Raw genomic sequence first — 24,404 nt, 5'->3', positions numbered from 1 at the left:
GTCTTCACGCGGGTCTTCACAGGGGTCCGAAGCGGTAGCCGAAGCCGCGCAGCGTCTGGATGTAGCGGGGTTCGCCGGGGGTGTCCTCGATCTTGTTGCGCAGCCGGCGGACGCAGGCGTCGACCAGCCGGGCGTCGCCGTGGTAGCTGTGCTCCCAGACGTGTTCGAGGAGCTGCTGTCTGCTGAAGACCTGCTCGGGGGCGGCCGTGAGGTGGAGCAGCAGCTTCAGCTCGGAGGGGGCGAGGGCGAGCCGCTCCCCCGCCTTGGCGACGGTGAGTCCGGCCCGGTCGACGGCGAGCTCGCCGTGGAACTCGACGGCCGGGCGGCCCGCGCCGGGCTCCTCGATCCGCCGCAGCACGGCCCGTATCCGCGCCTCGATGACCTCGGTACGGGCGGGCTTGACGATGTAGTCGTCGGCGCCGGCCTCCAGGCCGATGACGACGTCGAAGTCGTCGCCGCGGGCGGTGAGCATGATGATCGGCAGCTGGCTGCTCTCCCGGACCCGGTGGCAGACCTGGACGCCGTTCAGGCCGGGCAGCATCAGGTCGAGGAGGAGCAGGTCCGGCCGGAACTCCCCGAGGGCGGCGAGCCCGGCCTCCCCGGTGGCCGCGGTCAGCACCTCGTGCCCGCGGCGGCGCAGCCCGAGTTCGACGCCCTCGCGGACGGAGGGGTCGTCTTCTATGAGGAGCACGCGGGGCATCTGTGGAGTATCCCAGGGTCGTTCGGGGCCTCCCCGGAGAGGGGGTGCCGGGTGGGTCAGGCCCGCCGCGCGAGGCCGCGGAGGCGGGTGGTGCCGGTGGTGAGGAGGGCCTGCACCTCGACGAGGCGGAGGGGGCGGGCGAGCAGGGCGAAGACGGCGAGGACGGTCAGGCCTCCGGCGAGCCCGGCGACGACGGCACCGGCCGCCGCGCCCGTCAGGTCGGCGACGAGCAGGGCGTACCCGGCGGCGGGGACGGCGGCGACGAGGAGCCGTGCGAGCGCGGAGCCCGCGCCGCCGCTCTCCCCGGAGGTGCCCGCGCCGGAGGCCCCCCGCAGCCGGCGCCCGAGGACGTACGCGGTGAGGGCCCAGCCCGCCCACAGGGCGATCGAGTAGCCGGCGGCCATGCCCGCGACGGCCCAGCGGGTCGGGAGGTAGTGGTACGCGGCCAGGGAGAGCCCTGCGTTGAGGCCGGCGATCACCAGGTTGAGGAGGAACGGCGTACGGGTGTCGCGCAGGGCGTAGAAGGCGCGGGTGCACACGTACTGGCCGGAGAGGGCGACGAGGCCGGGCGCGAAGGCGATGAGGATCCAGGACATCGCGCGGATGTCGTCGCCGTCGGTCGCCCCGTACTGGAAGACCACCGTCATCAGCGGGACGGCGAGGGCGAGGAGCGCGCAGGCCGCCGGGACGACCGCCGCCGCGCTGGTCCGCTGCGCGTAGTCGACGTCCCGGCGGACGCCCGCGAGGTCGCCGTCGGCGGCGGCGCCGCTCATCCGGGGCAGCAGCGCGGTGACGAGGGAGACGGTGATGATGCCGTGCGGGACGCTCCACAGCAGATAGGCGTTGTTGTACGCGGCGAGGCCGCCGCCGCCCGAGGTGTCGGAGCCCGAGGAGGTGGCGAGCCAGGTGGTCACCCAGTACGCGCCCTGGTTGGTGAGGACGAGCAGCACGAGCCAGCCCGCCGCGCGGAGCGGCGCGGCGAGGCCGCTGCCGCGGAAGTCGAAGCGGGGGCGCCAGCGGAAGCCGGCGGCGCGCAGCGAGGGCAGGAGGGCGAGGGCCTGGGCGGCGATGCCGGCGGTGGTGCCCCAGCCGAGGAGGGCGGTCTCGCCGGAGGTGAGCTCGCCGCCGTCGCTCACGACGAGGAAGAGGCCGAAGACGGCGACGACGACCACGTTGTTGAGGACGGGGGTCCACATCATGGCGCCGAACCGGCCCCGGGCGTTGAGGACCTGGCCGAGGAGGGTGAAGAGGCCGAGGAAGAGGATCTGCGGCAGGCAGGCCCGGGCGAAGGCGACCGTCATCTCGCGCTGCGCGCCGGTGTAGTCGGTGTACGTGTCGACGATCAGCGGCGCGGCGAACACGGCGGCGGCCGTGAGGACGGTGAGGGCGAGCGCGCAGAGGGTGAGGAGCCGGTCGGTGTAGGCGACGCCGCCGTCCTCGTGTTCCTTCGCCGCCTTGACCAGCTCGGGGACGAAGACGGCGTTGAGGGCGCCGCCGAGGAGCAGCATGTAGACGATGGTGGGGACGGAGTTGCCCACCGCGTAGCCGTCGGCGACGGCGGCCGCGCCGAGCGCGGCGGCGACGACGGAGGCCCGGACGAAGCCGGTGGCGCGGGAGACCAGCGACCCCGCGGCCATGAGGGCGCCGGAGCGGAGCGCGGAGGGGGCCTTCGCCCTCCGGCGCGTGGCGGTGAGCGTGGCTGCCGGGCTCGTCACCGGCGGGCCAGATATGCCTGGAAGGCGCGGAACAGCGCCTGGTTGGTCGTGCCCTGCATCGGAATCTCCCACTCCCCCAGCGTCTCGACGACCTGTCCGCCCGTGCCGAGCTTCCAGCGCAGGAGCCCGTGGGCGCGGTCGTCCGGATCGAGGGTGGAGGGTACCCCGCGGAGGTCGTACACCGCGGCGCCGAGGGCGTGGGCGTCGAGCATCATGCGCCACTGGAGGGCGTTGGAGGGGCGGACCTCGCGGCGGTGGTCGGCGGAGGCGCCGGTCTGGTACCAGACGCGGGCGCCGACGGTGACCATGGTGTGGGCCGCGAGTATCTCGCCCTCGTGGCGGGCGAGGTAGAGCCGCATGCGGCCGGGCTGTTCGGCGTTGAGGACGGCGTACTGGCGCTCGTAGTAGGCGAGGGAGCGGCCGAGGCGGAAGCCGTCGCGCTCCTCGGTGATGCGGAGCAGCCGGTAGAACTCGGGCAGGTCGGCGGCGGAGCCGATGGTGATCTCGACGCCGGACTTGCCGGCCTTGCGGACGTTGCGCCGCCACTCCTGGTTGAGGCCGGACCAGAGGTCGTCGGTGGAGCGGCCGGCGAGCGGGACCTGGAAGACGTGCCGGGGCTGGGCGTCGGCGCCGTCCTCGGAGTCGCCGCCGCACTTGCGCCAGCCGCGGGCCCTGAGGCGTTCGGCGACGACGGTGCCGAGCGGGTCGACCTCGTCGGCGAGGACGTCGGCGAGGCGGCGGCCGGGTCCGGTGGCGGCCTTGGCGGTGGCGGCGCTCCAGCGGCGGTAGGCGGGGCCGGGGCCCATGCGGACGGCGAAGACGCCGGAGGCGCGCAGGTGGCCGAGGAGCGGGGACAGCCAGCCGTCCAGGTCGGGGTCGGACCAGTCGGCGACGGGCCCTTCGGGGAGATAGGCGAAGTACTTGCGGGTGCCGGGGAACTGGCGGAGCAGGACGAGGGCGACGCCGGTGAGGTCACCGGACTCGGGCCCCCAGCCGACGAGTTGATGGCGCCAGCCGTCCTTGACCTCCGCCCAGGAGGGGAGTTGCAGGAAGCTGGGGCCGTCCGCGCCGGTGGAGCGGGAGGCGAGGAAGGCCCGGTACGTCTCGGGGGTCACGGGGCCGAGCCTGACCGGGCCCGCGGGGGTGCGGCGGTCGGTGGGTGCGGCCGTCACGAGCAGCGCTGACACAACGGGAGCCTCCTGGTTCCGCCCCTCGGTGGTGGGGCGCACAGCAGGCTCACAGCCGAATTCGACGGGTGCGCGCGGTGATTGTGACCGGACGATGACGGTTGCGCCGCAGCCCTTGTCACACGGGCTCCGGGCGGCCCGCGGGCGGCGTACGCGGCCTACAGTCCGGAACATCCCCCCTTCTTCCTTCCCTTCTCCTCTCGCGGAGGTCTTCCGTGCTGCCGATACGCACATCCCGTTCCGCCCGTTCCGTCCTCGCCGCCGTCGCGCTGGGCGTCTCGCTCACCGCCTGTTCCGCCCAGGCGGCGAGCGGCCCCGGCCCGTCGGGGACGCGGGACCCTGCGTCGGCGGCGTCCCCGGCGAAGGTGACGGTCGTGGATCCGGCGGCCGGCCGGCCGGTCTCGGTGACCGCGGCGGGCGGCACGCTCGCGGCGGTGAAGGTCGCCGACGCGGAGGGCGGGGTCCTCACCGGCCGTACGGGGGCGGGCGGGACGACCTGGACGTCGGACCGCAAGGCGGCGCCGGGCACCTCGTACACGGTGGAGGTGACGTCCCGTACCGCCGACGGCAAGGAGGCGACGACCCGGTCCTCCTTCTCGACGCCGGAAGCGAAGAAGGTCAACAAGCTGACCCTGGCGCCCGGCAAGAACACGACGGTGGGCATCGGGCACCCCCTGTCGATCGTCTTCGACCTGCCGGTGACGCGGAAGGCGGACGTGGAGCGGCAGTTGAAGGTCACCACGTCGAACGCCACCGAGGGCTCCTGGGGCTGGGTGAAGGACTACTCGGGCCGCGACAGGGCGGACTGGCGGCCGCGGGAGTACTGGAAGCCCGGCACGAAGGTCACCCTCGAAGCGGACCTGAACGGCACGGACTCGGGCGGCGGCTGGTTCGTCCGGGACTACCGCACGGGCTTCACCGTCGGCGCCGCGCAGGTCGTCAAGGTCGACCTGGACCGGCAGAAGCTGACCGTGGTGCGGGACGGGCGCGCGGTGCGCACGATCCCGGTGTCCGGCGGCACCCCGGGCGGCGACAAGCGGTCCTGGCGGGGCACGGCGGTCCTGATGGCGAAGGAGGGCACCATCAACATGAACTCGGAGACGGTGGGCCTCGGCGACGCCTACGACAAGATGGTCGACTACTCGATGCGGCTGACCTGGTCGGGCATGTACGCGCACGCTGCGCCGTGGAACGCGGCGTACTTCGGCAAGGCCAACAAGAGCTCCGGCTGCATCGGCATGAGCGACGAGAACGCCGCGTCGTTCTACGGCCAGGTGAACGTCGGCGACCCCTTCGAGATCATCGGCCGCGACACCAAGGGCACGGTCGCGGAGGGCAACGGCTACGGGGCGTGGAACCTGAGCTGGGCGCAGTGGAAGGCGAAGAGCGCGCTCGCCTGAAGGGTCAGCCCAGGGCCTTGCGCCAGTCCGACATCTCCCAGATCAGGACCTCCGCATCGGTCGTGGCGGCGAGTGTGCGGCCCTCGGCGTCGGTGATCCGGGCGGCGTCGCCGGGGCGGAGCTCGTCGCCGGAGCCGAGTGCGTCGCCGTCGAGCACGACCGTGCCGCGTACGACATGGACGTACGCGAAGTCGGCGTCCGGTACGGCGGTGCGCTCGCCCGCCGCCGGTCGCAGGACGTGCAGCCGCGCGTCCGCCGCCGGCAGGTCGTACGCCCCGTCGAGCGCGCGCACCACCTCGTACGAGGGGTCCCCGCCCGGCGTCAGCGGGGCGAGCCACATCTGCACGAAGACCAGGGGCACGTCGGCGTCGTTGCGTTCGACGTGCCGGACGCCCCCGGCGGAGCCGAGCCGCTGGAGGTCGCCGGGGCGGACGACGGTGGTGTGACCGGCCGTGTCGTGGTGGGTGAGCTCGCCCTCGACGACCCAGGTGACGATCTCGGTGTGGCTGTGCGGATGCTCGTCGAAGCCCGCACCCGGCGCGAGCCGCTCCTCGTTGCAGGCGAGGAGCGCGCCGAAGCGGAGGTTGTCGGGGTCGTAGTACGGCCCGAAGGAGAGGGCGTGGCGGGTCTCGATCCCGGCCGCCGGTTCGCCCCCGGGGTACCGCTCCGCCGCCCGCTGGATGCGTGTCACGGTACGTACGGTAGTGCGGGCGGCCCGGGTGAATCCGCCCCGCCCCCGCATGTCGGCGCCCTGATAAGGCAGTCTTGTCCCCGTGCCAGAACCCACGAACGCCGCTCATCCGCACGCCGCGACCCTGAAGCGCCTCGAACAGTCCTCCGGGAGACTCGCCGCCGGCGCCATCGCCCGCATGGACGAGACGCTGCCGTGGTACCGGGCGATGCCGCCCGAGAACCGTTCGTGGATCGGTCTGGTCGCCCAGGCCGGTATCGCCGCGTTCACCGAGTGGTTCCGGCACCCCGAGACGCCGCAGGCGATCTCGACGGACGTCTTCGGCACCGCGCCCCGCGAGCTGACCCGGGCGATCACCCTGCGCCAGACCGTGGAGATGGTCCGCACGACCATCGAGGTCATGGAGTCGGCGATCGAGGAGGTCGCCGCCCCCGGCGACGAGTCCGTGCTCCGCGAGGCGCTGCTCGTCTACGCCCGGGAGATCGCCTTCGCCACCGCCCAGGTGTACGCGCAGGCCGCCGAGGCCCGGGGCGCGTGGGACGCGCGCCTGGAGTCGCTCGTGGTGAACGCGGTGCTCTCCGGCGAGGCCGACGAGGGCGCCGTCTCCCGGGCCGCCGCCCTCGGCTGGAACTCGCCGGACCACGTCTGCGTGATCCTCGGCACGGCCCCCGACGGGGACAGCGAGCTGACCGTGGAGGCGATCCGGCGGGCCGCCCGGCACGCCAAGCTCCAGGTCCTCACCGGCGTCCTCGGCGACCGGCTCGTCGTCATCGCCGGCGGCAGCGACAACCCCCTCGCCGTGGCGAAGTCGCTGATCGGCCCGTACGCGCCGGGTGCGGTCGTGGCCGGTCCCGTCGTCCCCGACCTGCTGGCCGCGACCCGCTCCGCGCAGGCCGCGGCGGCCGGCCTCAAGGCCTGCACCGCCTGGCAGGACGCGCCCCGCCCGGTCCTGGCGGACGATCTCCTCCCGGAGCGCGCCATCGCCTCCGACCCTTCGGCACGCGACCAGCTGGTGGAGGAGATCTACAGACCGCTGGAGGAGGCGGGCTCGGCGCTCCTGGAGACGCTGAGCGTCTACCTGGAGCAGGCGAGCAGTCTCGAAGGCGCGGCGCGGATGCTGTTCGTGCACCCCAACACCGTGCGCTACCGGCTTCGACGTGTGACCGACGTCACCGGTTGGTCACCCTCCGATGTCCGCTCCGCGTTCACGCTGCGGATCGCGCTCATTCTCGGACGCTTGGCCGACGGAGATCCCCAGTCCTAGACTTTTGTCGAAGACCAACAATTCCCCCGACGGTTCTTCGTCCTTGTCCTCACGGGCGCTGGGAGCCGTCCCCAAGAGAGAGTGTGAGGGTGCTCGTACTCGTCGCTCCCGGCCAAGGCGCTCAGACGCCCGGCTTCCTGACTCCCTGGCTCGAACTCCCCGGTGCCGCCGACCGCATCGCGGCGTGGTCCGAGGCCATCGGGCTCGACCTCGTCCACTACGGCACGAAGGCCGACGCGGACGAGATCCGTGACACCGCCGTGGCGCAGCCGCTGCTGGTCGCCGCCGGCCTGCTCTCGGCCGCGGCCCTCGGTGACGTGTCGCCCGGCGCCGTCGCCGGTCACAGCGTCGGCGAGTTCACCGCCGCCGCGTTCGCGGGTGTCCTCGACGACACCGCCGCGCTGCGCCTCGTCCGTACCCGCGGTCTCGCGATGGCCGAGGCCGCCGCGGTCACCGCGACCGGCATGTCGGCGCTGCTCGGCGGCGACCCCGAGGTGACCGTCCCGCACCTGGAGAAGCTCGGCCTGACCGCGGCCAACGTGAACGGCGCCGGCCAGATCGTGGCCGCCGGCACGCTGGAGCAGCTGGCCGCCCTGGACGCGGACAAGCCGGAGGGCGTGCGCCGTGTCGTCGCGCTGAAGGTCGCCGGCGCGTTCCACACGCACCACATGGCGCCCGCCGTCGCGAAGCTGGAGGAGGCGGCCGCCGCGCTGTCCCCGGCGGACCCGACCGTGACGTACGTCTCCAACAAGGACGGGCGGACCGTCGCCACCGGCGCCGAGGTCCTCGCGCGTCTGGTCGGCCAGGTCGCCAACCCGGTCCGCTGGGACCTGTGCATGGAGACCTTCCAGGAGCTCGGCGCGACCGCCCTGATCGAGGTGTGCCCGGGCGGCACCCTCACCGGCATCGCCAAGCGCGCGCTGCCGGGTGTGGCCACCGTCGCCCTCAAGACCCCCGACGACCTCGACGCGGCCCGTACGCTCATCGCCGAGCACGCGGCCGTCTGAGAAGGAGTGTCGAGAAGCATGTCGAAGATCAAGCCCAGCAAGGGCGCCCCGTACGCGCGGATCCTGGGTGTCGGCGGCTACCGCCCGACCCGGGTCGTGCCGAACGAGGTGATCCTCGAGAAGATCGACTCGTCCGACGAGTGGATCCGCTCGCGCTCCGGCATCTCCACCCGTCACTGGGCCTCCCCGGAGGAGACCGTCACCGCCATGTCGGTGGAGGCCTCCGGCAAGGCCATCGCGGACGCCGGGATCACCCCGGAGCAGATCGGTGCCGTGATCGTCTCCACGGTGTCGCACTTCAAGCAGACCCCGGCCGTGGCCACCGAGATCGCCGACAAGATCGGCTCCGGTAACCCCGCCGCGTTCGACATCTCCGCCGGCTGCGCGGGCTTCGGCTACGGCCTGACCCTCGCCAAGGGCATGATCGTCGAGGGCTCTGCGGAGTACGTCCTCGTGATCGGCGTCGAGCGGCTCAGCGACCTGACGGATCTGGAGGACCGCGCGACGGCCTTCCTGTTCGGCGACGGCGCCGGTGCCGTGATCGTCGGCCCCTCGGACGAGCCGCACATCGGCCCGACCGTCTGGGGTTCCGAGGGCGACAAGTCCGAGACGATCAAGCAGACCGTGCCGTGGAACGAGTTCCACGTCGGCGACGTCTCGAAGCTGCCGCTCAACGAGGCCGGCGAGATCAAGTTCCCCGCCATCACGCAGGAGGGCCAGGCGGTCTTCCGCTGGGCCGTCTTCGAGATGGCGAAGGTCGCCCAGCAGGCGCTGGACGCCGCCGGCATCACGGCGGACGACCTGGACGTCTTCATCCCGCATCAGGCGAACATGCGGATCATCGACTCGATGGTGAAGACTCTGAAGCTGCCGGAGCACGTCACGATCGCCCGTGACGTGGAAACCACCGGCAACACCTCGGCCGCCTCGATTCCGCTCGCGATGGAGCGGCTCCTGGCGACCGGGAAGGCGAAGAGCGGCGACACCGCGCTCGTCATCGGCTTCGGGGCGGGTCTCGTCTACGCCGCGACGGTCGTTACCCTCCCCTAGGCACCCGGATCCTTCCGGAAGCCCTTTTACCGAAGCAATCACAGAAGGAGCGCCACCATGGCCTTCACCCAGGAGCAGGTCGTCAAGGGTCTCGCCGAGATCGTCAACGAGATCGCCGGCATCCCGGTCGAGGACGTCCAGCTGGACAAGTCCTTCACCGACGACCTGGACGTCGACTCCCTGTCCATGGTCGAGGTCGTCGTCGCCGCCGAAGAGCGCTTCGAGGTCAAGATCCCGGACGAGGACGTCAAGAACCTCAAGACGGTCGGCGACGCTGCCGACTACATCCTGAAGCACCAGGCCTGATTCGGCCCCTGCTGACTCGGTCCGCCACCCGGCGGTGGCGCCGTATTCCGACCATCACACACATGGAGAACGAATTCCTGTGAGCTCGACCAATCGCACCGTGGTCGTTACCGGTATCGGCGCAACCACACCGCTGGGTGGCGACTCCGCGTCGACCTGGGAAGGTCTTCTCGCTGGTCGCTCCGGCGTCAAGCCCCTTGAGGGCGAGCGCTTCGCGGAGCTGCCCGTGCAGATCGCCGCGACCGCCGCCGTCGACCCCGGTGACGTCCTGCCCCGCCCGCTCGCCCGCAAGCTGGACCGCTCGGCGCAGTTCGCGCTGATCGCGGCCCGTGAGGCCTGGGCCGACGCGGGCTACACCGCCCCCGCCGGCGAGGACGAGAAGATCGTGCCCGAGCGGCTCGGTTCCGTCATCGCCTCCGGCATCGGCGGTGTCACCACGCTGCTCGACCAGTACGACGTGCTGAAGGAGAAGGGCGTTCGCCGCGTCTCCCCGCACACCGTGCCCATGCTCATGCCGAACAGCCCCTCCGCCAACGTGGGTCTGGAGGTGAACGCCCGGGCGGGCGTCCACACCCCGGTCTCCGCGTGCGCGTCGGGCGCCGAGGCGATCGGCTACGCCGTCGAGATGATCCGTACCGGCCGGGCCGACGTGGTCGTGGCCGGCGGTACCGAGGCCGCGATCCACCCGCTGCCGATCGCCGCCTTCGCCAACATGATGGCGATGTCCAAGAACAACGCGGAGCCGACGAAGGCCTCGCGTCCGTACGACACCGGCCGGGACGGCTTCGTCCTCGGCGAGGGTGCGGGCGTCGTGATCCTGGAGTCCGAGGAGCACGCGAAGGCGCGCGGCGCGCGCATCTACTGCGAGGTCCTCGGCCAGGGCCTGTCGGCCGACAGCCACCACATCGCGCAGCCCGAGCCGACCGGCCGGGGCATCGCCGCCGCCATGCAGAACCTGCTCGACTCGACGGACCTCAAGCCGTCCGAGGTCGTCCACCTCAACGCGCACGCCACGTCGACGCCGCAGGGCGACGTCGCCGAGATCAAGGCGCTGCGGAAGGTCCTGGGCGACGACCTCGACCACGTCGCGATCTCCGCGACCAAGTCGATGACCGGTCACCTCCTGGGCGGCGCGGGCGGCATCGAGACCGTCGCGACGGTCCTGGCGCTCCACAACCGTCTGGCCCCGCCGACGATCAACATCGACGACCTGGACCCCGAGGTCGACGCGGACATCGTCCGCGGCGAGCCCCGCGAGCTCCCCCAGGGCACGATCGCCGCGATCAACAACAGCTTCGGCTTCGGCGGCCACAACGTGGTCCTGGCGTTCCGCACGGTCTGATCCCCGTCCGGCACCCGTCCGACGCCGAGGAGGCCCACCCCGATCACGGGGTGGGCCTCCTTCGTTTTCCCGGCACAGCGGGCATCCTTCATATTCTCGTACGAAAGGTATGAACGGGTGCGCGTGTCCCACCCGAACGAGGGATCACCCCGTGTGATGCTGACGCCCGTGCCGCCGCCGGGACCGCTCCTGGTGGCGGCCCTGTGCGGTCGGCGACAGGCGCCGACCGGGAACTCCGCCCGCGAGAGGCGTCACACATGATCCGTCGTCACCAGCTGCGTGGGCGGCCGGGAAGAATCCTGCTGCCCGTGGTGGGCACCTTCACGGTGGCCGCTCTGGCCCTGGGGTCGCCACCAGCGGCGAACGCCTTCCAGACAGCCCCGCGCGGGGCCGGGTCCCAGCGGCCGATCGGCCCGGACCCGGTGGTCACCCTGCTCACGCACGGCAACCTGACGATGGCCTCCAACTCGGTGCTGACCTGCGACGACAGCGACGGCACCGTCTGCTCCGACACCGAGGGCTCGAACAACGGCCGGACCATGTTCGTGAAGTCCGACCCCGACGCCCCGGGCCCCAACGCCTCCTCCGCCGTACTGGAGCTGCCGGCGGGCGCCACCGTCCTTTCCGCGCGGCTCTACTGGCAGTTCAACCCCACCGGTACGAGCACCAACGGCACCTCCGGCGACCTCGCCAAGGGCGACCGGGTGTCCTGGAAGGTCCCCGGGTCGAGCGAGTACCAGCAGGTCACCGCGGACACCTACGACTACTTCGACCAGAAGGTCGGCGGTACGCCACCGGAGCCGCTGATGGCCGCCGGCGCCGTCAAGGACGTCACCGCCGAGGTCAAGGCGGCGGGAGCGGGGACGTACACCGTCTCCGACATCCAGGCCTGCAGCGGACGCTCCTCCGCCCAGAACCACGGCGGCAACAACGTGGGCTGCTGGGGCGGCTGGTCACTGGTCGTCGCCTACGAGGACCCCGCGCAGCCCCTGCGCTACCTCCAGGTCTGGGACGGCTACCAGCTGCTGCGCGACCCCGACAACCTCGCCACCCTCACCCTGGCCGGCATCCGCACACCGGCCGGCGGCCCGGCGGCGGCCACGATGGGCGTCACCGTCGGGGACGGCGACGCGCCGATCGCCGGCGACCAGGCCCTGGTCGGCTCCGAGGCGGGCAACCTCACCGAGCTGCTGATGCCCGGCCCGACCGGTGTCGCCACCGACAACGCCTTCACCAGCCGCATCGACAACGTCGCCACCGACGGCACCGGCGCCAACATCACCACCCGCACCCCGGCCCCCGTCAACAACTACGGCTACGACGCCCGCATCCTCGACGTGACCGGCAAGATCCCCGCCGGCAGCACTCAGGCCCTGCTCCGGATCAACGGCGCGGGCGACGCGCTGGAACCCCAGGCCGTCTGGCTGGCCCTGGCGGCCCACGAGCCGGACCTACAGCTCACCAAGGCCAACGACCCGCCCGGCAGCACCACCGACAGCCCGCCCGGACTGGTCGGCCCCGGCGACACCATCACCTACACGTTCACCCTCACCAACAAGCACGCCGACGGCACCACCGACGACCTGGACACGGCCACGGACGTCATCCTCACCGACAAGCTCCCCGCCGGCACCACGTACGTCGACGGCTCCAACCCGGACTGCGCCGTGGAGGGAACCACCGTCAACTGCACCTCCGCCGACCTGGCACCCGGCGCGTCCCGTACCGTCGCGTTCAAGGCGAAGGTCGCGGCCGACACCGCCCCGGGCACGAAGCTGGACGACACCGCCACGGTCGCCTTCCAGGGCAAGCAGACGGGCCGCGACCAGGAGCGCACCAGCAACACCGTGCGCAACACGGTGTCCTCCAAGCCCGCCTACCTCGTCGAGAAGACCGTCGACCGCACCAGCGCCGCCCCCGGCGACAAGGTCGCCTACACCGTCGACATCACCAACAGCGGCAACACCCCGCTCGACGCGCTGACCGTCACCGACGACCTCGGCGAGGTGCTGGACGACGCGACCTACGACGACGACGCCACCGCCACCAGCGGCACCACGGACTACACCGCCCCGAAGCTCAGCTGGACCGGTGACCTGGGGGTCGGCGAGAGCGCCCGGCTGACCTACACCGTCACGGTCAGGAAGCCGGCCGCCGGAGACAAGAAGCTGACCAACACCGTGGTGGGCGACCTGCCCGGCGGCAACTGCCCGGCCGACGGCAGCGACCCGGACTGCACCACCACGACCGACGTCGTCGTACCCCCGACACCTACGCCGACGCCGACACCCACGCCGACGCCCACGCCCACGCCGACACCGACGCCGACGCCGACGCCTACATCCACTTCCACACCCACCCCCACCCCCACTCCCACTCCCACTCCCACTCCCACGCCTGAGCCGAGCACGAGCACGAGCACCGGCCCGGTTCCGACGGAGAGCGGCGCTCCGGGGCCCGGCCCCGACCAGCTCCCCGACACCGGCTCGCTCGCCGGACCGGCCGCCGTCGCCGCCACGATCGCCGTCGTCCTCGGTGGCGTCCTGGCCTTCACCGCCCGACGCCGAAGCCGGGGCCGTCACTCCTGACCCCTGAACGCGCCGACGGCCTCACCCACCAGGGTGAGGCCGTCCGGCCGTACGGGGAGGGAACGGACCGTCAGACGACCTGGTGCAGCCAGCGGACCGGGGCGCCCTCGCCCGCGTACCGGAAGGGCTCCAGTTCGTCGTCCCAGGGCTTCCCGAGGAGTTTGGCCACCTCGGCCTCCAGCTGGGTCTCGCCCTGGAGGGAGCGCGCCAGGGCGGCCCTCAACCGGTCCTCGGGGATGAGGATGTCCCCGTGCATGCCGGTGACGGCGTGGAAGATGCCCAGTTCGGGCGTGGCGCTGTAGCGCTCGCCCTCGGCGGTGGGGCAGGGTTCCGCGGTCACCTCGAAGCGGAGCATCTGCCAGCCGCGCAGCGCGGAGGCGAGTTTGGAGGCGGTGCCGGTCTGCCCCTTCCAGGAGAACTCGGCTCTCCAGGTGCCGGGGGACGCCGGCTGGCGGATCCAGTCGAGCTGGACCCTCGCGCCGAGGACACCCGCGACCGCCCATTCGACGTGCGGGCACAGCGCGCGCGGTGCGGAGTGTACGTACAGGACTCCACGTGTCGTCACCGGGACCTCCAGTGTGGGACGAGGTTCGCCTTCCCAGCGGCCTCAGTTAACAGCATCCGGAGCAAATCCTCACAAACCCTCAAAAAGGGGACAGCATGTGACGTGAGGTAATTTACCGGAGCCCGTCGGCGAAGGCGCCTCTGGTTCGACGGGGGAAAAGCTACCGTGCCGCACCGTCATCGGTGTGACGTACGGTCGGTCCGGGGGCCGGTGAACACGAACCTTTCACCCGCCAGGACGCCGAAGGAGGGGCCGAGGATGCGCGGCCGACGCAGATTCCCTACCGCTGCCCGCACTACCGCCCGTACCGCTGTCGCCTCCGGCGCGGCGGCGCTGCTGTGCGTGGGCGTGCTCTCCGGCTGTACGGCCGGGGGGTCGGAGACCGAGGCGGCGAGACGGACGCCGACGACCGCACCCACTCCCTCGCCCACACCGACTCCGACGTCCTTGTGGGACGTCTCCCCCGGCTCGCTCGCGGCCGTCGGCGATTCCGTCACCCGCGCCTTCGACGCCTGCGCGGTCCTGGCCGACTGCCCCGAGGCGTCCTGGGCGACCGGGACGGACGCGGCCGTCAACAGCCTGGCGCTGCGGCTGCTCGGCCCGGAGAAGGCCGCCACCCGCAGCTGGAACCTGGCGCGGACGGGTGCGCGGATGGCGGAGCTGCCGGAGCAGATGGCGGGGGCGGCGGCCGAGAAGCCGGAGCTCGTGACGGTGATGATGGGCGCCAACGACGCCTGCCGGCCCACGCCGGAACTCATGACGCCGGTCGCCGACTTCCGCTTCTCCTTCGAGACGGCGCTGGCCCGGCTGCGGGCGGGCGCGCCGAAGGCGCAGGTGTACGTGTCGAGCGTGCCGGACCTGAAGCACCTGTGGGCGACGGGGCGGCTCAACCCGGCGGGTCTGCAGGTGTGGAAGCTGGGGATCTGCGGCTCGATGCTCGCGGACGCGGAGGACCTGGGTCCGACGGCGGAGCGGCGGCGGACGGCGGTGCGGGAGCGGGTGGTGGCGTACAACGAGGTCCTGGAGGAGGTCTGCGCCGAGGACGAGCGCTGCCGGTACGACGGCGGCGCGGTCTTCGGCTTCCGCTTCGGCGACGGGCAGTTGAGCCCGTGGGACTGGTTCCATCCGAGCCGGGACGGTCAGGCGCGGCTCGCGGAGCTCGCGTACCGGCGGATCACGAAGGAGTGAGGAACCCCGGGACGGTTGTCAGGTGCCGTCCCGGGGCCCGGTCATGGGGGGATCCGGTGGTCAGATCTCCAGGGTGGTGGTCAGGCGGGCGTCCGTGAGGGAGTGGGCCGCCAGGACCTCGTAGGCGCCGGCGACGAAGGCCCAGTCGTTCTTCTCCTCGTCCCAGATCTCGAAGGCGCGGCGGGGCAGCGCGATCTCGGTCTCGACGGTCTCGCCGGGCGCGGCCTCGACGTTCGCGAAGCCGGCCAGCCAGCGCGCCGGGCGGTCGACGACGTCCGCCCCGGGGGCCAGGTAGATCTGGACGATCTCGCGGCCGGTGCGGTCGCCGGTGTTGGTGAGCCGGACGGTGACCGCATCGGGTCCCGCGGTGAGGGAGTCGTACGACCAGGTGGTGTAGCCGAGGCCGTGGCCGAAGGGGTACGCGGGGACGGCGCCGGCCTTGTCCCAGGCGCGGTAGCCGATGAAGACGCCCTCGGTGTAGTCGAGTACGCCCTCGGTGGGGGTGACCTCGGTGACGGGGACGTCGGCGAGGGCGGCGGGCCAGGTGGTGGGGAGGCGGCCGCCGGGCTCCTCGGCGCCGGTGAGGACGTCGGCGAGGGCGTCGCCGCCTTCCTGGCCGGGGAACCAGCTGAGGAGGATCGCGGCCACGTCCTCGCGCCACGGCATCTCGACCGGGGAGCCGGCGTTGACCACGACGACGGTGTTCGGGTTGGCGGCGGCGACGGCGCGGACGAGCTCGTCCTGGCGGCCGGGGAGGGCGAGGTCCTTGCGGTCGAAGCCCTCGGACTCGACGCGCTCGGTGGTGGCGACGACCACGACGGCGGTGTCTGCGGTGCGGGCGGCCTCGACGGCTTCGGCGATCAGTTCGTCGGGGTCACGGCGCGGACCGAGGTGGACGAAGGAGAACATGACGGCCGGCAGCGGCGCCTCGAACTCCTTGTTCAGGGTGTGGCGCAGGGAGACCTCGACGGTCTCGCCGGCGGTGAGGGTGACCTTGGCGCGTTCGACCGGGGAGCCGAAGAAGGCTTCGAAGGGGTCGCTCTCGGCGCCCATCGCCTGGACGCCGTCGAAGACGGTGACGCCGCCGACGGAGAGGACGAAGGCGCCGAGCCCGCGGGTGCCGAAGGAGTGCTCGCCGGACTCGCGCGGGGTGAAGGTGCCGAGTACCTCGATGGAGGCGAGGGTCTCGTGGGTGACGCCGGCGGGCAGGTCGTCGCCGATCCACTGGACCTGGCCGTTGGGCAGGGAGCCCTCGCCGAGGACGCGGCCCTCGGCGTCGCGGCAGCGGGCGCGGAGGGTGAAGCCCAGGTCGGCGGGGGTGAGTTCGTCGCTCGGGTCGGCGCCGACGGTGAAGGTGAGCGCGCCGTCGGGCAGGGCGGCGGTGAGGCCGGCGAGCGGGGAGACGATGTGCTCGGGGAAGACCTGGGCGGAACCGCCGCCGAGGACGCGGGCGTCGCGGGCGGCGGCGCCGGCAAGGGCGACCGTGCCGTTCTTCAGGGGCAGCGCGGCGTTCTCGTTGCGGACGAGGACGAAGCCGCGGCGGGCGATCTCGCGGGCGAGGGCGTCGCCGTCGATGGCGGCCGGGAGTTCGGTGACGGCCGCCGGGGCGCCTTCGAGGGCGCCGACGCGGGCGGCGAGCCGCAGGACGTTGCGTACGGCCGCGTCGACGGTGGACTCCTCGACCTCGCCGGCGCGGACGGCGGCGGCGAGGGCCTCGCCGTAGACGGTGACGGGGCCGGGCATGGCGACGTCGAGGCCGCCCTCGATGTCGCCGGTGGTGGAGCGGGCGGCCATCCAGTCGGAGACGTTGTAGCCGTCGAAGCCCCACTCGCCCCGCAGGACCTCGTTGACGAGGTAGCGGTGCTCGGTCATCGTCACGCCGTTGACCTGGTTGTAGGCGGTCATGATGCCCCAGGGGTGGGCGTTCTTGACGATGGCCTCGAAGGGCGCGAGGTAGAGCTCGCGGAGGGGGCGCGCGGCGATCTTGTTGTCGACGGTGAAGCGGTCGGTCTCGGCGTCGTTGGCGACGAAGTGCTTGACGGTGGTGCCGACGCCGCCGTCCTGGACGCCCTGGACGTAGCCGGTGCCGATCTCGCCGGTGAGGTACGGGTCCTCGCTGTACGCCTCGAAGTGGCGGCCGCCGAGCGGCGTGCGGTGCAGGTTGACGGTGGGGGCGAGGAGGACGTGGACGCCCTTGCGGCGGGCCTCCTGCGCGAGGAGCCGGCCGGCGCGGCGGGCGAGCGCGGGGTCCCAGGCGGCGGCGAGCGCGGTCGGGGACGGCAGGGCGACGGACGGGTCGTCGGCGGTCCAGCGGACGCCGCGGACGCCGATGGGGCCGTCGGACATGACCAGGGAGCTCAGCCCGATCTCCGGCAGCGCGGGCAGGGACCACATGTCCTGGCCGCCGAGCAGCCGGGTCTTGGTGTCCAGGTCGAGCTTGGCGAGCGCCGCCTCGACGGCGGCCTCCCTGGTGATCTCCGCGCCGGTGGTGTCCGCGCTGGTGCCCGTGGTCGTCGCCGCCATGGCCGTACCTCCTCATTGACGTACCCCGATGGCCCCATCGTGCACCCACTTACCTGTAGATCGGTAGGTGACGTTATCATTCCGTTATATTCGGCGAGGCGGTACGGTCTCGGCAGGACGTCTGGAGAGGGGGCCGCGGCGATGGTGCGGGCCAGGAGCGAGGAGCGGCGTGCGGAGATCCTGCGGGCCACCCTCGAAGTGATCGCCGAGCGCGGCTACCGGGGCGCCACCCTCGGCTCCGTCGCCGAGCGCGTCGGGCTGACCCAACAGGGGCTGCTGCACTACTTCCCGACGAAGGAGGCCCTGCTCATCGCGGTCCTGGAGGAGCGCGACCGCTGGGACACCAGCGGCGGCAGGGACCGCGAGAACTGGCGGCTCGACCTCATGGAGTCCCTCGTCGAGTACAACGCGATGCGGCCGGGGATCGTGCAGACCTTCTCCGCCCTGCTCGGCGAGAGCGTCACGGACGGACACCCGGCGCGGGAGTTCTTCACCGAGCGGTACGGGCAGGTGCGGGCGAGCATGGCGGACGTGCTGCGCCTGGAGTTCGGCGACCGGCTGCCGAGCGGGCTCACCCCCGAGCAGGCGGCGCCGCTCCTGACCGCCGTCGTGGACGGGCTCCAGTACCAGTGGCTCCTCGACCCGGCGGCGGTGGACATGCCGGCCGCCTTCCACGACTTCCTGCGGCTGCTGCGCGGGGACGAGGGCCCGAAGAGCTAGGCCGTGTCCGGAAAGTCCCGCCTGAGCCGCGACGCCTGGCACGCACGCTCGCCGCGTTGCCGAAATGCCCACGTAGTCCCCCGTGGCCCTCCGGGCACGGGAGGTACCCCCACCGCTACGAGGGCATCCCGGCGCCTTGCGATCGCACGCACCAGACGCCGCGGCTCCTGCCCTCCGGGCAGACGGCGCTACTTTCCGGACACGACCTAGCGGGCGACCGCCGCCAGGTCCTCGCCGAGCCGGGCCGGGTCCCCGGTCAGGGTCGCGTGGACGGCCTCCAGGACGGGGAGCTTCGCCGTCGCCGTGGCCAGGGCGACGTCCTTCGCGGCGAGCGCGACCGGGAAGTGCACGCCGGTGGCGGTGGCCCGGCCGACGGCTCCGGCGAGCGGGCCCTCGGCGAGGGTGCGCAGCGCGAGTTCGCGGGGCAGGCCGAGGGTGCCGGCGAGCGCGAGGGCCTCGCCGATCAGGGCGACGCCGCCGATCACGGCGTTGATGAGGACCAGTTTGAGCGCGGCGCCCGTGCCGGGGCCGCCGCACGGCGTGGTCTCGCCGAGCCGGTCGAGGACGGCGGCGACGGGCGTGGTGTCGCCGCCCGCGAGGATGATCAGCTCCCCGGCGGCCGCCCGGTCCACGCTGCCCATGACGGGCGCGTCGATCAGGGTGACCCCGTCGGGGAGCCGGGCGGCGAGCGCGCGGACGGTGTCCGGGCCGACGGTCGAGGTGTCGATCCAGTGGGTGCCGGGGCGCAGCGCCGGGATCAGCTCGTCGGCGACGGCAAGCGCGGCGGCCGGGTCGGCGAGCATCGTGACGACGACGTCGGCGTCGCGGACGGCCTCGGCGGGGCTCGCGGCGCGGACGGCCCCGTCGGCGACGAGGGAGTCCGCCTTGGCGGCCGTGCGGTTCCAGACGGTCAGCGGGTGACCGGCGTCGAGGAGGCGGCGGGCCATCGGGAGGCCCATGGAGCCGAGGCCGAGGAAGGCGATCTTCTGCGTCGTGTTGTCCGTGTCGTTGTCCATGCCGTCGACGCTAGGTCGGGCCAAGTCATGCGACAAGCGAATGTCTCGCATGGTCCCCATGCAGAATGAGCATGTGAATGGTCATGTCCTGTACGAGGTCTTCCTCGCCGTCGCCCGCGAGGGTTCCTTCACCGCCGCCGCCCGCGTCCTCGGCTACACCCAGTCCGCCGTCTCCCGTCAGGTCCAGTCCCTGGAGGACGAGACGGGCGCGGCGCTCTTCGAGCGGCTGCCGCGCGGGGTGCGGCTGACCGAGGCGGGGCGGGTGCTGCTGCCGCACGCCGAGGCCGTGCGGGACCGGCTGGTCGCGGCCCGGGCCGAACTGGAGGCGCTGCGCACCCTGGAGGGCGGGCTGCTCCGGCTCGGTTCGTTCTCCAGCGCCAACGCGGCGCTCGTCCCCCGCGCGCAGGCGGCGTTCCGGGCCCGGCATCCGGGCGTGGCCGTCGCCCGTACCGAGGGCCCTTCGGTGAAGCATCTGGCGCTGCTCGCCGCCGGCGAGCAGGACCTGGCGGTGGTCAGTCCGGCCCTCGCCGCTCCCCCGCCGGAGGGCGTGACGCTCCATCACCTTCTCGACGAGCCGATGCTGGTGGCCCTGGAGCCGGGGCATCCGCACGCGGGACGGCGGGCGGTGCGGCTCGCGGAGCTCGCCGACGAGGAGTGGATCGTCGGTGCCGAGCGCCTGGAGGACACCCTCTTCCGGCCGGCCGTCGCCGCCGGGTTCCGGCCGCGCACCGGGCTGCTGGCCCACGACTGGATCGCCAAGCTCGGGGCGGTCGCCGCCGGTCTGGGCATCACCCTCGTACCGGCGCTCGCGGCGGCGGCCGTACGGCGGGACGTCACGCTCGTCACGATCCACCCGGACGACGTCCCGTACCGCCGGATCTGCGCCGCGACCCCGCCCACCCCGACCGTGGCGGCGGCCGCCTTCCTGGAGCAGCTGCGGGAGACGGCGGAGGCGCTGCGGGACACCCCCTAGGGGTGCGGGATGATGGCGGTCATGATCGTCGCAGCCACGCAGTTCGCCCCGGTCGCCGGGGACATCGACGCCAACGTCCGTACGATCGCGGGGCTCGTCCGGGCCGCCGGGGCCGAGGGGGCCCGGGTGGTCGTCTTCGCCGAGCTCTGCCTGACCGGGTACGAGCCGTCCCTGATCCGGGACACCCCCGGTCTCGTCCTCACCGAGGACGACCCGCGTCTCGCACCCGTACGGGAGGCCTGCCGGGAGGTCGCGGCGGCGGCCGTGGTCAACGGTCCCGTGCGGACGGCCGACGGGCGGACCGGGGTCACCTCGCTGGTCATCGGGCCCGACGGCACGCTCCTCGCCCGCTACGACAAGCAGCATCTGTACGGGGTCGAGGAGGAGGTCTTCGCTCCGGGCGCCGCCGACGGGCGGTTCGCGCTGGACGGGGTCCGGTTCGCGACGGCCACCTGCTACGACAACCGTTTCCCGGAGCTGGCCGAGCGGGCCGTGGCCGACGACTGCACGGTGTATCTGGCGAGTTCGGTGCTCTCCGCCGACAACGACTCGTTCGAGAAGGTGTATCCGGTAAGGGCCCGGGACTTCGGCCTGTACGTGGTCCTCGGCAACGTCCTCGGCGCCAACGAGGACGGGGTGGGCGTCGGCCGGGCCGGGGCCTGGGGCCCGGACGGGGAGCGGCTCGCCGACGCGGGGACGGACACGGCGGGGTTCGTGCTCGCCGAGGTCGGCTGAGGACGTTCGCAGGTGAACGCGCCGGAGCCGGGCGGTCGTGGGACATACGACCGCCCGGCTCCGGTGGACCGTCACGGGACCCCCGGCCCGTGACGGTGCCCCGCCCCCGTTACGGGGCGCTCAGGCCCAGCGTGTACGCGCCGGAACCGCTGTACGCGTGGATCACGTACCGGTAGTAGCCCGCGGTGCCGTAGTAGCTGGTGTCCTCGTCGGCGGTCGCCGTGCCGCCGACCGCCACGTCCGCCCAGGCCGACCCGTTCCACTTCTGCAGGTAGAGGTCGAAGTCGGTGCCGGCCGGGCCGCGCAGGCAGCCCACGTGGGTGCCGGCGGTCGCCGAGTAGTAGTACGAGCCGTCGGGCTGGGCCGCGGCCTGGCCGGACGTCAGGCTGCCCTGGTAGCTGTACTCGGTGTTGGCGCAGCCGGTGGGCGGGGTCGTGGTGCCGACCGCCAGCTGGTAGGTGACGGTGTGGGTGGCGGAGCCCGTACCGGTGACGGTGATCGGGTAGGTGCCGTTGGCCGTGCCGGCCGCGACCTGCACGGTCATCGTGGAGGAGGAGCCGGAGGTCACCGAGGTGGGGCTGAAGGAGACGGTGACGCCGCTCGGGGCGCCGCTCGCGGAGAGCTGGACCGTCTGCGCGCTGCCACCCGTGGTGCTGGTGTTCACCGTCGAGGTGACGGAGGCACCCGGCTGGACCGAGCCCGTGGACGGGTTCAGGGCGAGCGAGAAGTCCGGCGTGGTGGTGCCGCCGCAGTCGGTCTCACCGGACTGGGCGGGGACGCCGATCGCGTTCCACGCGGACTTCACCGCGTTGCACTCGACGCTGCCGTAGGTGTTCTTGGCGCTGGTCAGGGTCGCCTTGCGGGCGGCGAGGTGGTTCCAGGAGGAGGTCTTCATGAGCAGCGCGCCCATGAAGATCTTGCCGGCCTTCTGGATGCCGACGCCGGTCACGGAGGACGGACCGCCGGAACATATCGGGCTGTTGGGCTTGCCGCCGCCCGGGTTGGAGCCCTCGGCGAGGAGGTAGAACCAGTGGTTCTGCGGGCCGGCCGCGGCGTGCACCTCGGTGCCCGAGCTCAACTGCGGGTAGCAGTTGGGGTCGTTGCCGATGAGCGACGGGTTGTACATGTTGCGGATCGGCTGGTTGTTGCCGGTGAAGTTCAGCTTCTCGCCGACGGTGTAGTCGGGGGTGTCGTTCGGGTTGTTGGCGTAGTGCTCGGTGAGCGCGCCGAAGATGTCGCCCGTCGACTCGTTCAGGCCGCCGTTCTCGTTGGACGAGCCGGAGCTGCCCGGGGTCCGGTCGAAGATCTCGTGGCCGTACTCGTGCGCCACGACATCGATACCGGTGAGCTGGTTGGTGCCGTTCTGGTTGCGGCCGTACGTGGTCTTCGTACCGTCGTAGTAGGCGTTGACCTCGCTCAGTCCGGCGCGGGCCGGGACCATGCCGCCCTGACCGTTCTGGCCGTTGTAGCCGAACCACTCCTTGAGCATGGAGTGTTCCTTCTGCGCCGCGTACATGATGTCGACGCAGGCGGTGACCAGGTCGTTGGCGCCGTTGTTGCCCCACGGCGAGGAGCCCGTGTACGCGCTGCCGTTCTGGCCGCCGCACTTGAAGGCGCCGCGGCTCGTGTCGGTCATGGAGCTCGCGGCGGTGTCGATGGCGACGTTGCCGTTGTGGTAGCCGCGGCCGTCGGCGTGCAGAATCTTGTCGGTGGCCTGGGCGACGGCACCGGTGCGCGCGTCGACGAACGTGTCGAGGGAGCTCGGCGCGTCCTGCGCGCTGCGGCCGATGACCAGGGTGTGCCAGGTCAGGACGGCCTTGCCGCCCTTGAGGAGCACGGTCAGCTCGGGGGCGCTCGCGGACTCGACCGAGGCCAGCTGCTTCCGGGCGGTGGCGAGGGCCGCGCCGGCGGTCACCTTGGCCTGGGTGGCGACCTTGATGGCGGGAGCCTTGGCGCCGGTCACCTCACGGACCTTGCCGGAGCTGTCGGAGACGACGACCGCGTCTCCGCCGACGACGGGGAGGCCGCGGTAGGTGCGCTCGTACGACGCGTAGTACAGGCCGTTCGCCCAGGGGGTGACGGACGTCCGGACGAGTTCCTCGTCGGCGCCGTGCCGCAGCTCGTCGAGGCCGCTGTCCGCGGCCCGGTCGGCGGCGGCCAGCGCGAGCGACTTGCCCTGCCCGGGCGGTACGGGCTGGGCCTGCGGCGCCGCGGCGGCCGGGGCGGCGGCGGTGGCCGGTCCGGCGAGGGCGGTCGCGAGGCTCGCCGAGAGCGCCAGGGCGGCCACGGTCGCCGTGAGTCTGGTGGGGTGCAACGTACGCTCCGATCGGGGTGTGGATCAGGGTGGGGGAGACGGATCGTCGCGCCGAGTATGGGCGTGGACATGGCCAGTTCGGGACATCTCATCCGGCATAAGACGCGGGTTATGGTGCGCCCGTGCCGTGCTGCGTACGCTGCTGAAATGCAGCTGGAGTTGAGGCATCTTGAGGCCGTCTGCCGGATAGCGGAAGCGGGCAGTCTGGGGCGCGCGGCCGGGCGGCTCGGGGTCTCGCAGCCGGCTCTCTCGGCGCAGCTGCGCCGGATCGAACGGGTCGCGGGCGGAGAGCTGTTCCTGCGCGGCCGGCACGGTGTGGAGCCCACCCCGCTGGGCGAGTTCGTGCTCTCCAAGGCACGGCTCGTCCTCGGCGAGATGGACGCTCTGGCCGCCGGGGCGCGGGCCGTCGCCCCGCACACCCCGCTGCGCCTCGGCTGCATCCTGCTCGTGCTCGTCGACGGGCTGCTGGGGCAGCTGGAGCAGGTCATGGCGGGGCAGGACATCGCGGTGACCGTGGAGCACTCGGCGACGACACTGACCCGGCAGCTCGGCGCGGGACGGTACGACGCCGTGCTGTACGGGGAGGTCAACGACCACGAGGTGCCGCTGCCGGAGGGGACGACGGCCCGGACCCTGGTGCCCAAGGAGCCGTTCTGCGTGCGGCTGTCGGCCGCGCACCCGCTGGCCGCCAAGGACCGGATCGCGCTGGCCGAGCTGGCGGGCGAGGACTGGATGACGCTGGTGGAGGACGACGACGGCGGGCCGGAGGCGCTCGTCGCGGCCTGCGCGAAGGCCGGGTTCACGCCCTCGCTGCGGCACCGGGTGGCCGACCGGAAGATGCACTACGACCTGATCGCGGCGGGCCGGGCGATCTCGATGAGCCAGCCGACGGCCCCGCCCACGCCGGGCACGGTGCTGCGCCCGCTGGAGGGCGACCCGGTCATGGGGCGGATCCGGCTCGCCTGGAACCGGGCGGCGGTCCCGGCCCCGCACGCGGAGCTGCTGTACCGGGCGGCGGTCCGGGCCTATCTGGCGAACGTGGACAACAACGCCTTCTACCGGACCTGGTGGGACGCGCGGCCGGAGCTGCACCCGGTCCTGGAGGGCTGAGGCTCCTGAG

General features: G+C 72.7%; 20 protein-coding genes. 12 read left to right on the top strand and 8 right to left on the bottom strand.

What is annotated here, in order from left to right; translation table 11 throughout:
• Positions 1–16 precede the first annotated feature (16 nt).
• Genes ACZ6K0_RS16085 through ACZ6K0_RS16075 form a run of 3 tightly spaced genes read right to left on the bottom strand, consistent with a single transcriptional unit; the run spans position 17 to position 3,602 of the window.
• Positions 17–700, bottom strand: coding sequence for a response regulator (locus ACZ6K0_RS16085; RefSeq protein WP_376405163.1), 684 nt, complete (start codon positions 698–700; stop codon positions 17–19).
• A 56-nt stretch (positions 701–756) separates the two neighbouring features.
• Positions 757–2,415: a murein biosynthesis integral membrane protein MurJ gene (gene murJ, locus ACZ6K0_RS16080; protein ID WP_469228667.1), complete on the bottom strand. Its 1,659-nt coding sequence runs from the start codon at positions 2,413–2,415 to the stop codon at positions 757–759.
• Positions 2,412–3,602, bottom strand: coding sequence for a lipid II:glycine glycyltransferase FemX (locus tag ACZ6K0_RS16075; RefSeq protein WP_376405167.1), 1,191 nt, complete (start codon positions 3,600–3,602; stop codon positions 2,412–2,414). Before ACZ6K0_RS16075 ends, murJ begins: the two co-directional genes overlap by 4 nt.
• 215 nt (positions 3,603–3,817) lie before the next feature.
• Here ACZ6K0_RS16075 and ACZ6K0_RS16070 point away from each other — a divergent pair, with 215 nt between their 5' ends.
• Entirely contained in the window at positions 3,818–5,002 is a 1,185-nt protein-coding gene (locus ACZ6K0_RS16070; protein ID WP_469228669.1) for a L,D-transpeptidase, read from the top strand.
• A gap of 4 nt (positions 5,003–5,006) precedes the next feature.
• Here the strand turns inward: ACZ6K0_RS16070 and ACZ6K0_RS16065 are convergent, their stop codons facing one another.
• Complete coding sequence (locus ACZ6K0_RS16065) at positions 5,007–5,693, bottom strand: pirin family protein (protein ID WP_469228671.1); 687 nt, start codon at positions 5,691–5,693, stop codon at positions 5,007–5,009.
• 82 nt (positions 5,694–5,775) lie between these two features.
• Between ACZ6K0_RS16065 and fasR the strand changes: the two genes are divergently transcribed.
• The 6 genes from fasR (at position 5,776) to ACZ6K0_RS16035 (ending at position 13,250) form a co-directional block, all read left to right on the top strand.
• Positions 5,776–6,957, top strand: coding sequence for a fatty acid biosynthesis transcriptional regulator FasR (gene fasR / locus ACZ6K0_RS16060; RefSeq protein ID WP_469228676.1), 1,182 nt, complete (start codon positions 5,776–5,778; stop codon positions 6,955–6,957).
• Positions 6,958–7,046: 89 nt separating this feature from the next.
• Positions 7,047–7,964 carry an ACP S-malonyltransferase gene (locus tag ACZ6K0_RS16055; protein WP_376405175.1) on the top strand — a complete coding sequence of 306 codons (918 nt, stop codon included), beginning with the start codon at positions 7,047–7,049 and terminating at the stop codon, positions 7,962–7,964.
• 18 nt (positions 7,965–7,982) lie between these two features.
• Positions 7,983–9,014 (top strand): ketoacyl-ACP synthase III, encoded by a 1,032-nt coding sequence (locus ACZ6K0_RS16050; protein ID WP_376405177.1) that lies wholly within the window; start codon positions 7,983–7,985, stop codon positions 9,012–9,014.
• 57 nt (positions 9,015–9,071) lie between these two features.
• Positions 9,072–9,320 (top strand): acyl carrier protein, encoded by a 249-nt coding sequence (locus ACZ6K0_RS16045; protein ID WP_469228678.1) that lies wholly within the window; start codon positions 9,072–9,074, stop codon positions 9,318–9,320.
• Between the two features lie 79 nt (positions 9,321–9,399).
• Positions 9,400–10,662, top strand: coding sequence for a beta-ketoacyl-ACP synthase II (gene fabF, locus ACZ6K0_RS16040; protein ID WP_376405181.1), 1,263 nt, complete (start codon positions 9,400–9,402; stop codon positions 10,660–10,662).
• 308 nt (positions 10,663–10,970) lie between these two features.
• A complete protein-coding gene (locus ACZ6K0_RS16035) occupies positions 10,971–13,250 on the top strand; it encodes a DUF7927 domain-containing protein (RefSeq protein WP_469576214.1) in 2,280 nt (759 codons plus the stop codon).
• A gap of 70 nt (positions 13,251–13,320) precedes the next feature.
• On the opposite strand, the gene ACZ6K0_RS16030 is transcribed toward ACZ6K0_RS16035, so the two are convergent.
• Positions 13,321–13,815 (bottom strand): DUF3145 domain-containing protein, encoded by a 495-nt coding sequence (locus ACZ6K0_RS16030; RefSeq protein WP_024761313.1) that lies wholly within the window; start codon positions 13,813–13,815, stop codon positions 13,321–13,323.
• Positions 13,816–14,073: 258 nt separating this feature from the next.
• Between ACZ6K0_RS16030 and ACZ6K0_RS16025 the strand changes: the two genes are divergently transcribed.
• Positions 14,074–15,003, top strand: a complete 930-nt coding sequence (locus tag ACZ6K0_RS16025; protein ID WP_469228682.1) for an SGNH/GDSL hydrolase family protein — start codon at positions 14,074–14,076, stop codon at positions 15,001–15,003.
• Between the two features lie 60 nt (positions 15,004–15,063).
• On the opposite strand, the gene ACZ6K0_RS16020 is transcribed toward ACZ6K0_RS16025, so the two are convergent.
• Positions 15,064–17,526 carry a beta-glucosidase gene (locus ACZ6K0_RS16020; RefSeq protein ID WP_469228683.1) on the bottom strand — a complete coding sequence of 821 codons (2,463 nt, stop codon included), beginning with the start codon at positions 17,524–17,526 and terminating at the stop codon, positions 15,064–15,066.
• Between the two features lie 141 nt (positions 17,527–17,667).
• Here ACZ6K0_RS16020 and ACZ6K0_RS16015 point away from each other — a divergent pair, with 141 nt between their 5' ends.
• Complete coding sequence (locus tag ACZ6K0_RS16015) at positions 17,668–18,246, top strand: TetR/AcrR family transcriptional regulator (RefSeq protein WP_376405189.1); 579 nt, start codon at positions 17,668–17,670, stop codon at positions 18,244–18,246.
• A 206-nt stretch (positions 18,247–18,452) separates the two neighbouring features.
• On the opposite strand, the gene ACZ6K0_RS16010 is transcribed toward ACZ6K0_RS16015, so the two are convergent.
• Positions 18,453–19,262: an NAD(P)-dependent oxidoreductase gene (locus ACZ6K0_RS16010; RefSeq protein ID WP_469228685.1), complete on the bottom strand. Its 810-nt coding sequence runs from the start codon at positions 19,260–19,262 to the stop codon at positions 18,453–18,455.
• Between the two features lie 73 nt (positions 19,263–19,335).
• On the opposite strand from ACZ6K0_RS16010, the gene ACZ6K0_RS16005 reads away from it, so the two are divergent.
• Both ACZ6K0_RS16005 and ACZ6K0_RS16000 read left to right on the top strand, forming a co-directional pair.
• Positions 19,336–20,235: a LysR family transcriptional regulator gene (locus ACZ6K0_RS16005; RefSeq protein WP_469228686.1), complete on the top strand. Its 900-nt coding sequence runs from the start codon at positions 19,336–19,338 to the stop codon at positions 20,233–20,235.
• A gap of 21 nt (positions 20,236–20,256) precedes the next feature.
• The gene (locus ACZ6K0_RS16000; RefSeq protein ID WP_469228688.1) at positions 20,257–20,970 is read left to right on the top strand and encodes a carbon-nitrogen hydrolase family protein; all 714 of its coding nucleotides are present in this window, start codon (positions 20,257–20,259) and stop codon (positions 20,968–20,970) included.
• A 109-nt stretch (positions 20,971–21,079) separates the two neighbouring features.
• On the opposite strand, the gene ACZ6K0_RS15995 is transcribed toward ACZ6K0_RS16000, so the two are convergent.
• Positions 21,080–23,284, bottom strand: coding sequence for a M4 family metallopeptidase (locus ACZ6K0_RS15995; RefSeq protein ID WP_469228690.1), 2,205 nt, complete (start codon positions 23,282–23,284; stop codon positions 21,080–21,082).
• Between the two features lie 147 nt (positions 23,285–23,431).
• Here ACZ6K0_RS15995 and ACZ6K0_RS15990 point away from each other — a divergent pair, with 147 nt between their 5' ends.
• Entirely contained in the window at positions 23,432–24,394 is a 963-nt protein-coding gene (locus ACZ6K0_RS15990) for a LysR family transcriptional regulator (RefSeq protein ID WP_376405199.1), read from the top strand.
• Positions 24,395–24,404: the final 10 nt, after the last annotated feature.

This window comes from Streptomyces sp. NPDC042346, from assembly GCF_055581845.1.
This window is presented reverse-complemented; position numbering and strand designations above follow the sequence as displayed.

Excerpts from the sequence above, each read along its gene's own strand:
- ACZ6K0_RS16085 (WP_376405163.1), bottom strand. The coding sequence starts at position 700 with ATGCCCCGCGTGCTCCTCATAGAAGACGACCCCTCCGTCCGCGAGGGC.
- ACZ6K0_RS16050 (WP_376405177.1), top strand. The coding sequence starts at position 7,983 with ATGTCGAAGATCAAGCCCAGCAAGGGCGCCCCGTACGCGCGGATCCTG.
- ACZ6K0_RS16045 (WP_469228678.1), top strand. The coding sequence starts at position 9,072 with ATGGCCTTCACCCAGGAGCAGGTCGTCAAGGGTCTCGCCGAGATCGTC.
- ACZ6K0_RS16025 (WP_469228682.1), top strand. The coding sequence starts at position 14,074 with ATGCGCGGCCGACGCAGATTCCCTACCGCTGCCCGCACTACCGCCCGT.
- ACZ6K0_RS16020 (WP_469228683.1), bottom strand. The coding sequence starts at position 17,526 with ATGGCGGCGACGACCACGGGCACCAGCGCGGACACCACCGGCGCGGAG.
- ACZ6K0_RS16015 (WP_376405189.1), top strand. The coding sequence starts at position 17,668 with ATGGTGCGGGCCAGGAGCGAGGAGCGGCGTGCGGAGATCCTGCGGGCC.
- ACZ6K0_RS16010 (WP_469228685.1), bottom strand. The coding sequence starts at position 19,262 with ATGGACAACGACACGGACAACACGACGCAGAAGATCGCCTTCCTCGGC.
- ACZ6K0_RS16000 (WP_469228688.1), top strand. The coding sequence starts at position 20,257 with ATGATCGTCGCAGCCACGCAGTTCGCCCCGGTCGCCGGGGACATCGAC.
- ACZ6K0_RS15990 (WP_376405199.1), top strand. The coding sequence starts at position 23,432 with ATGCAGCTGGAGTTGAGGCATCTTGAGGCCGTCTGCCGGATAGCGGAA.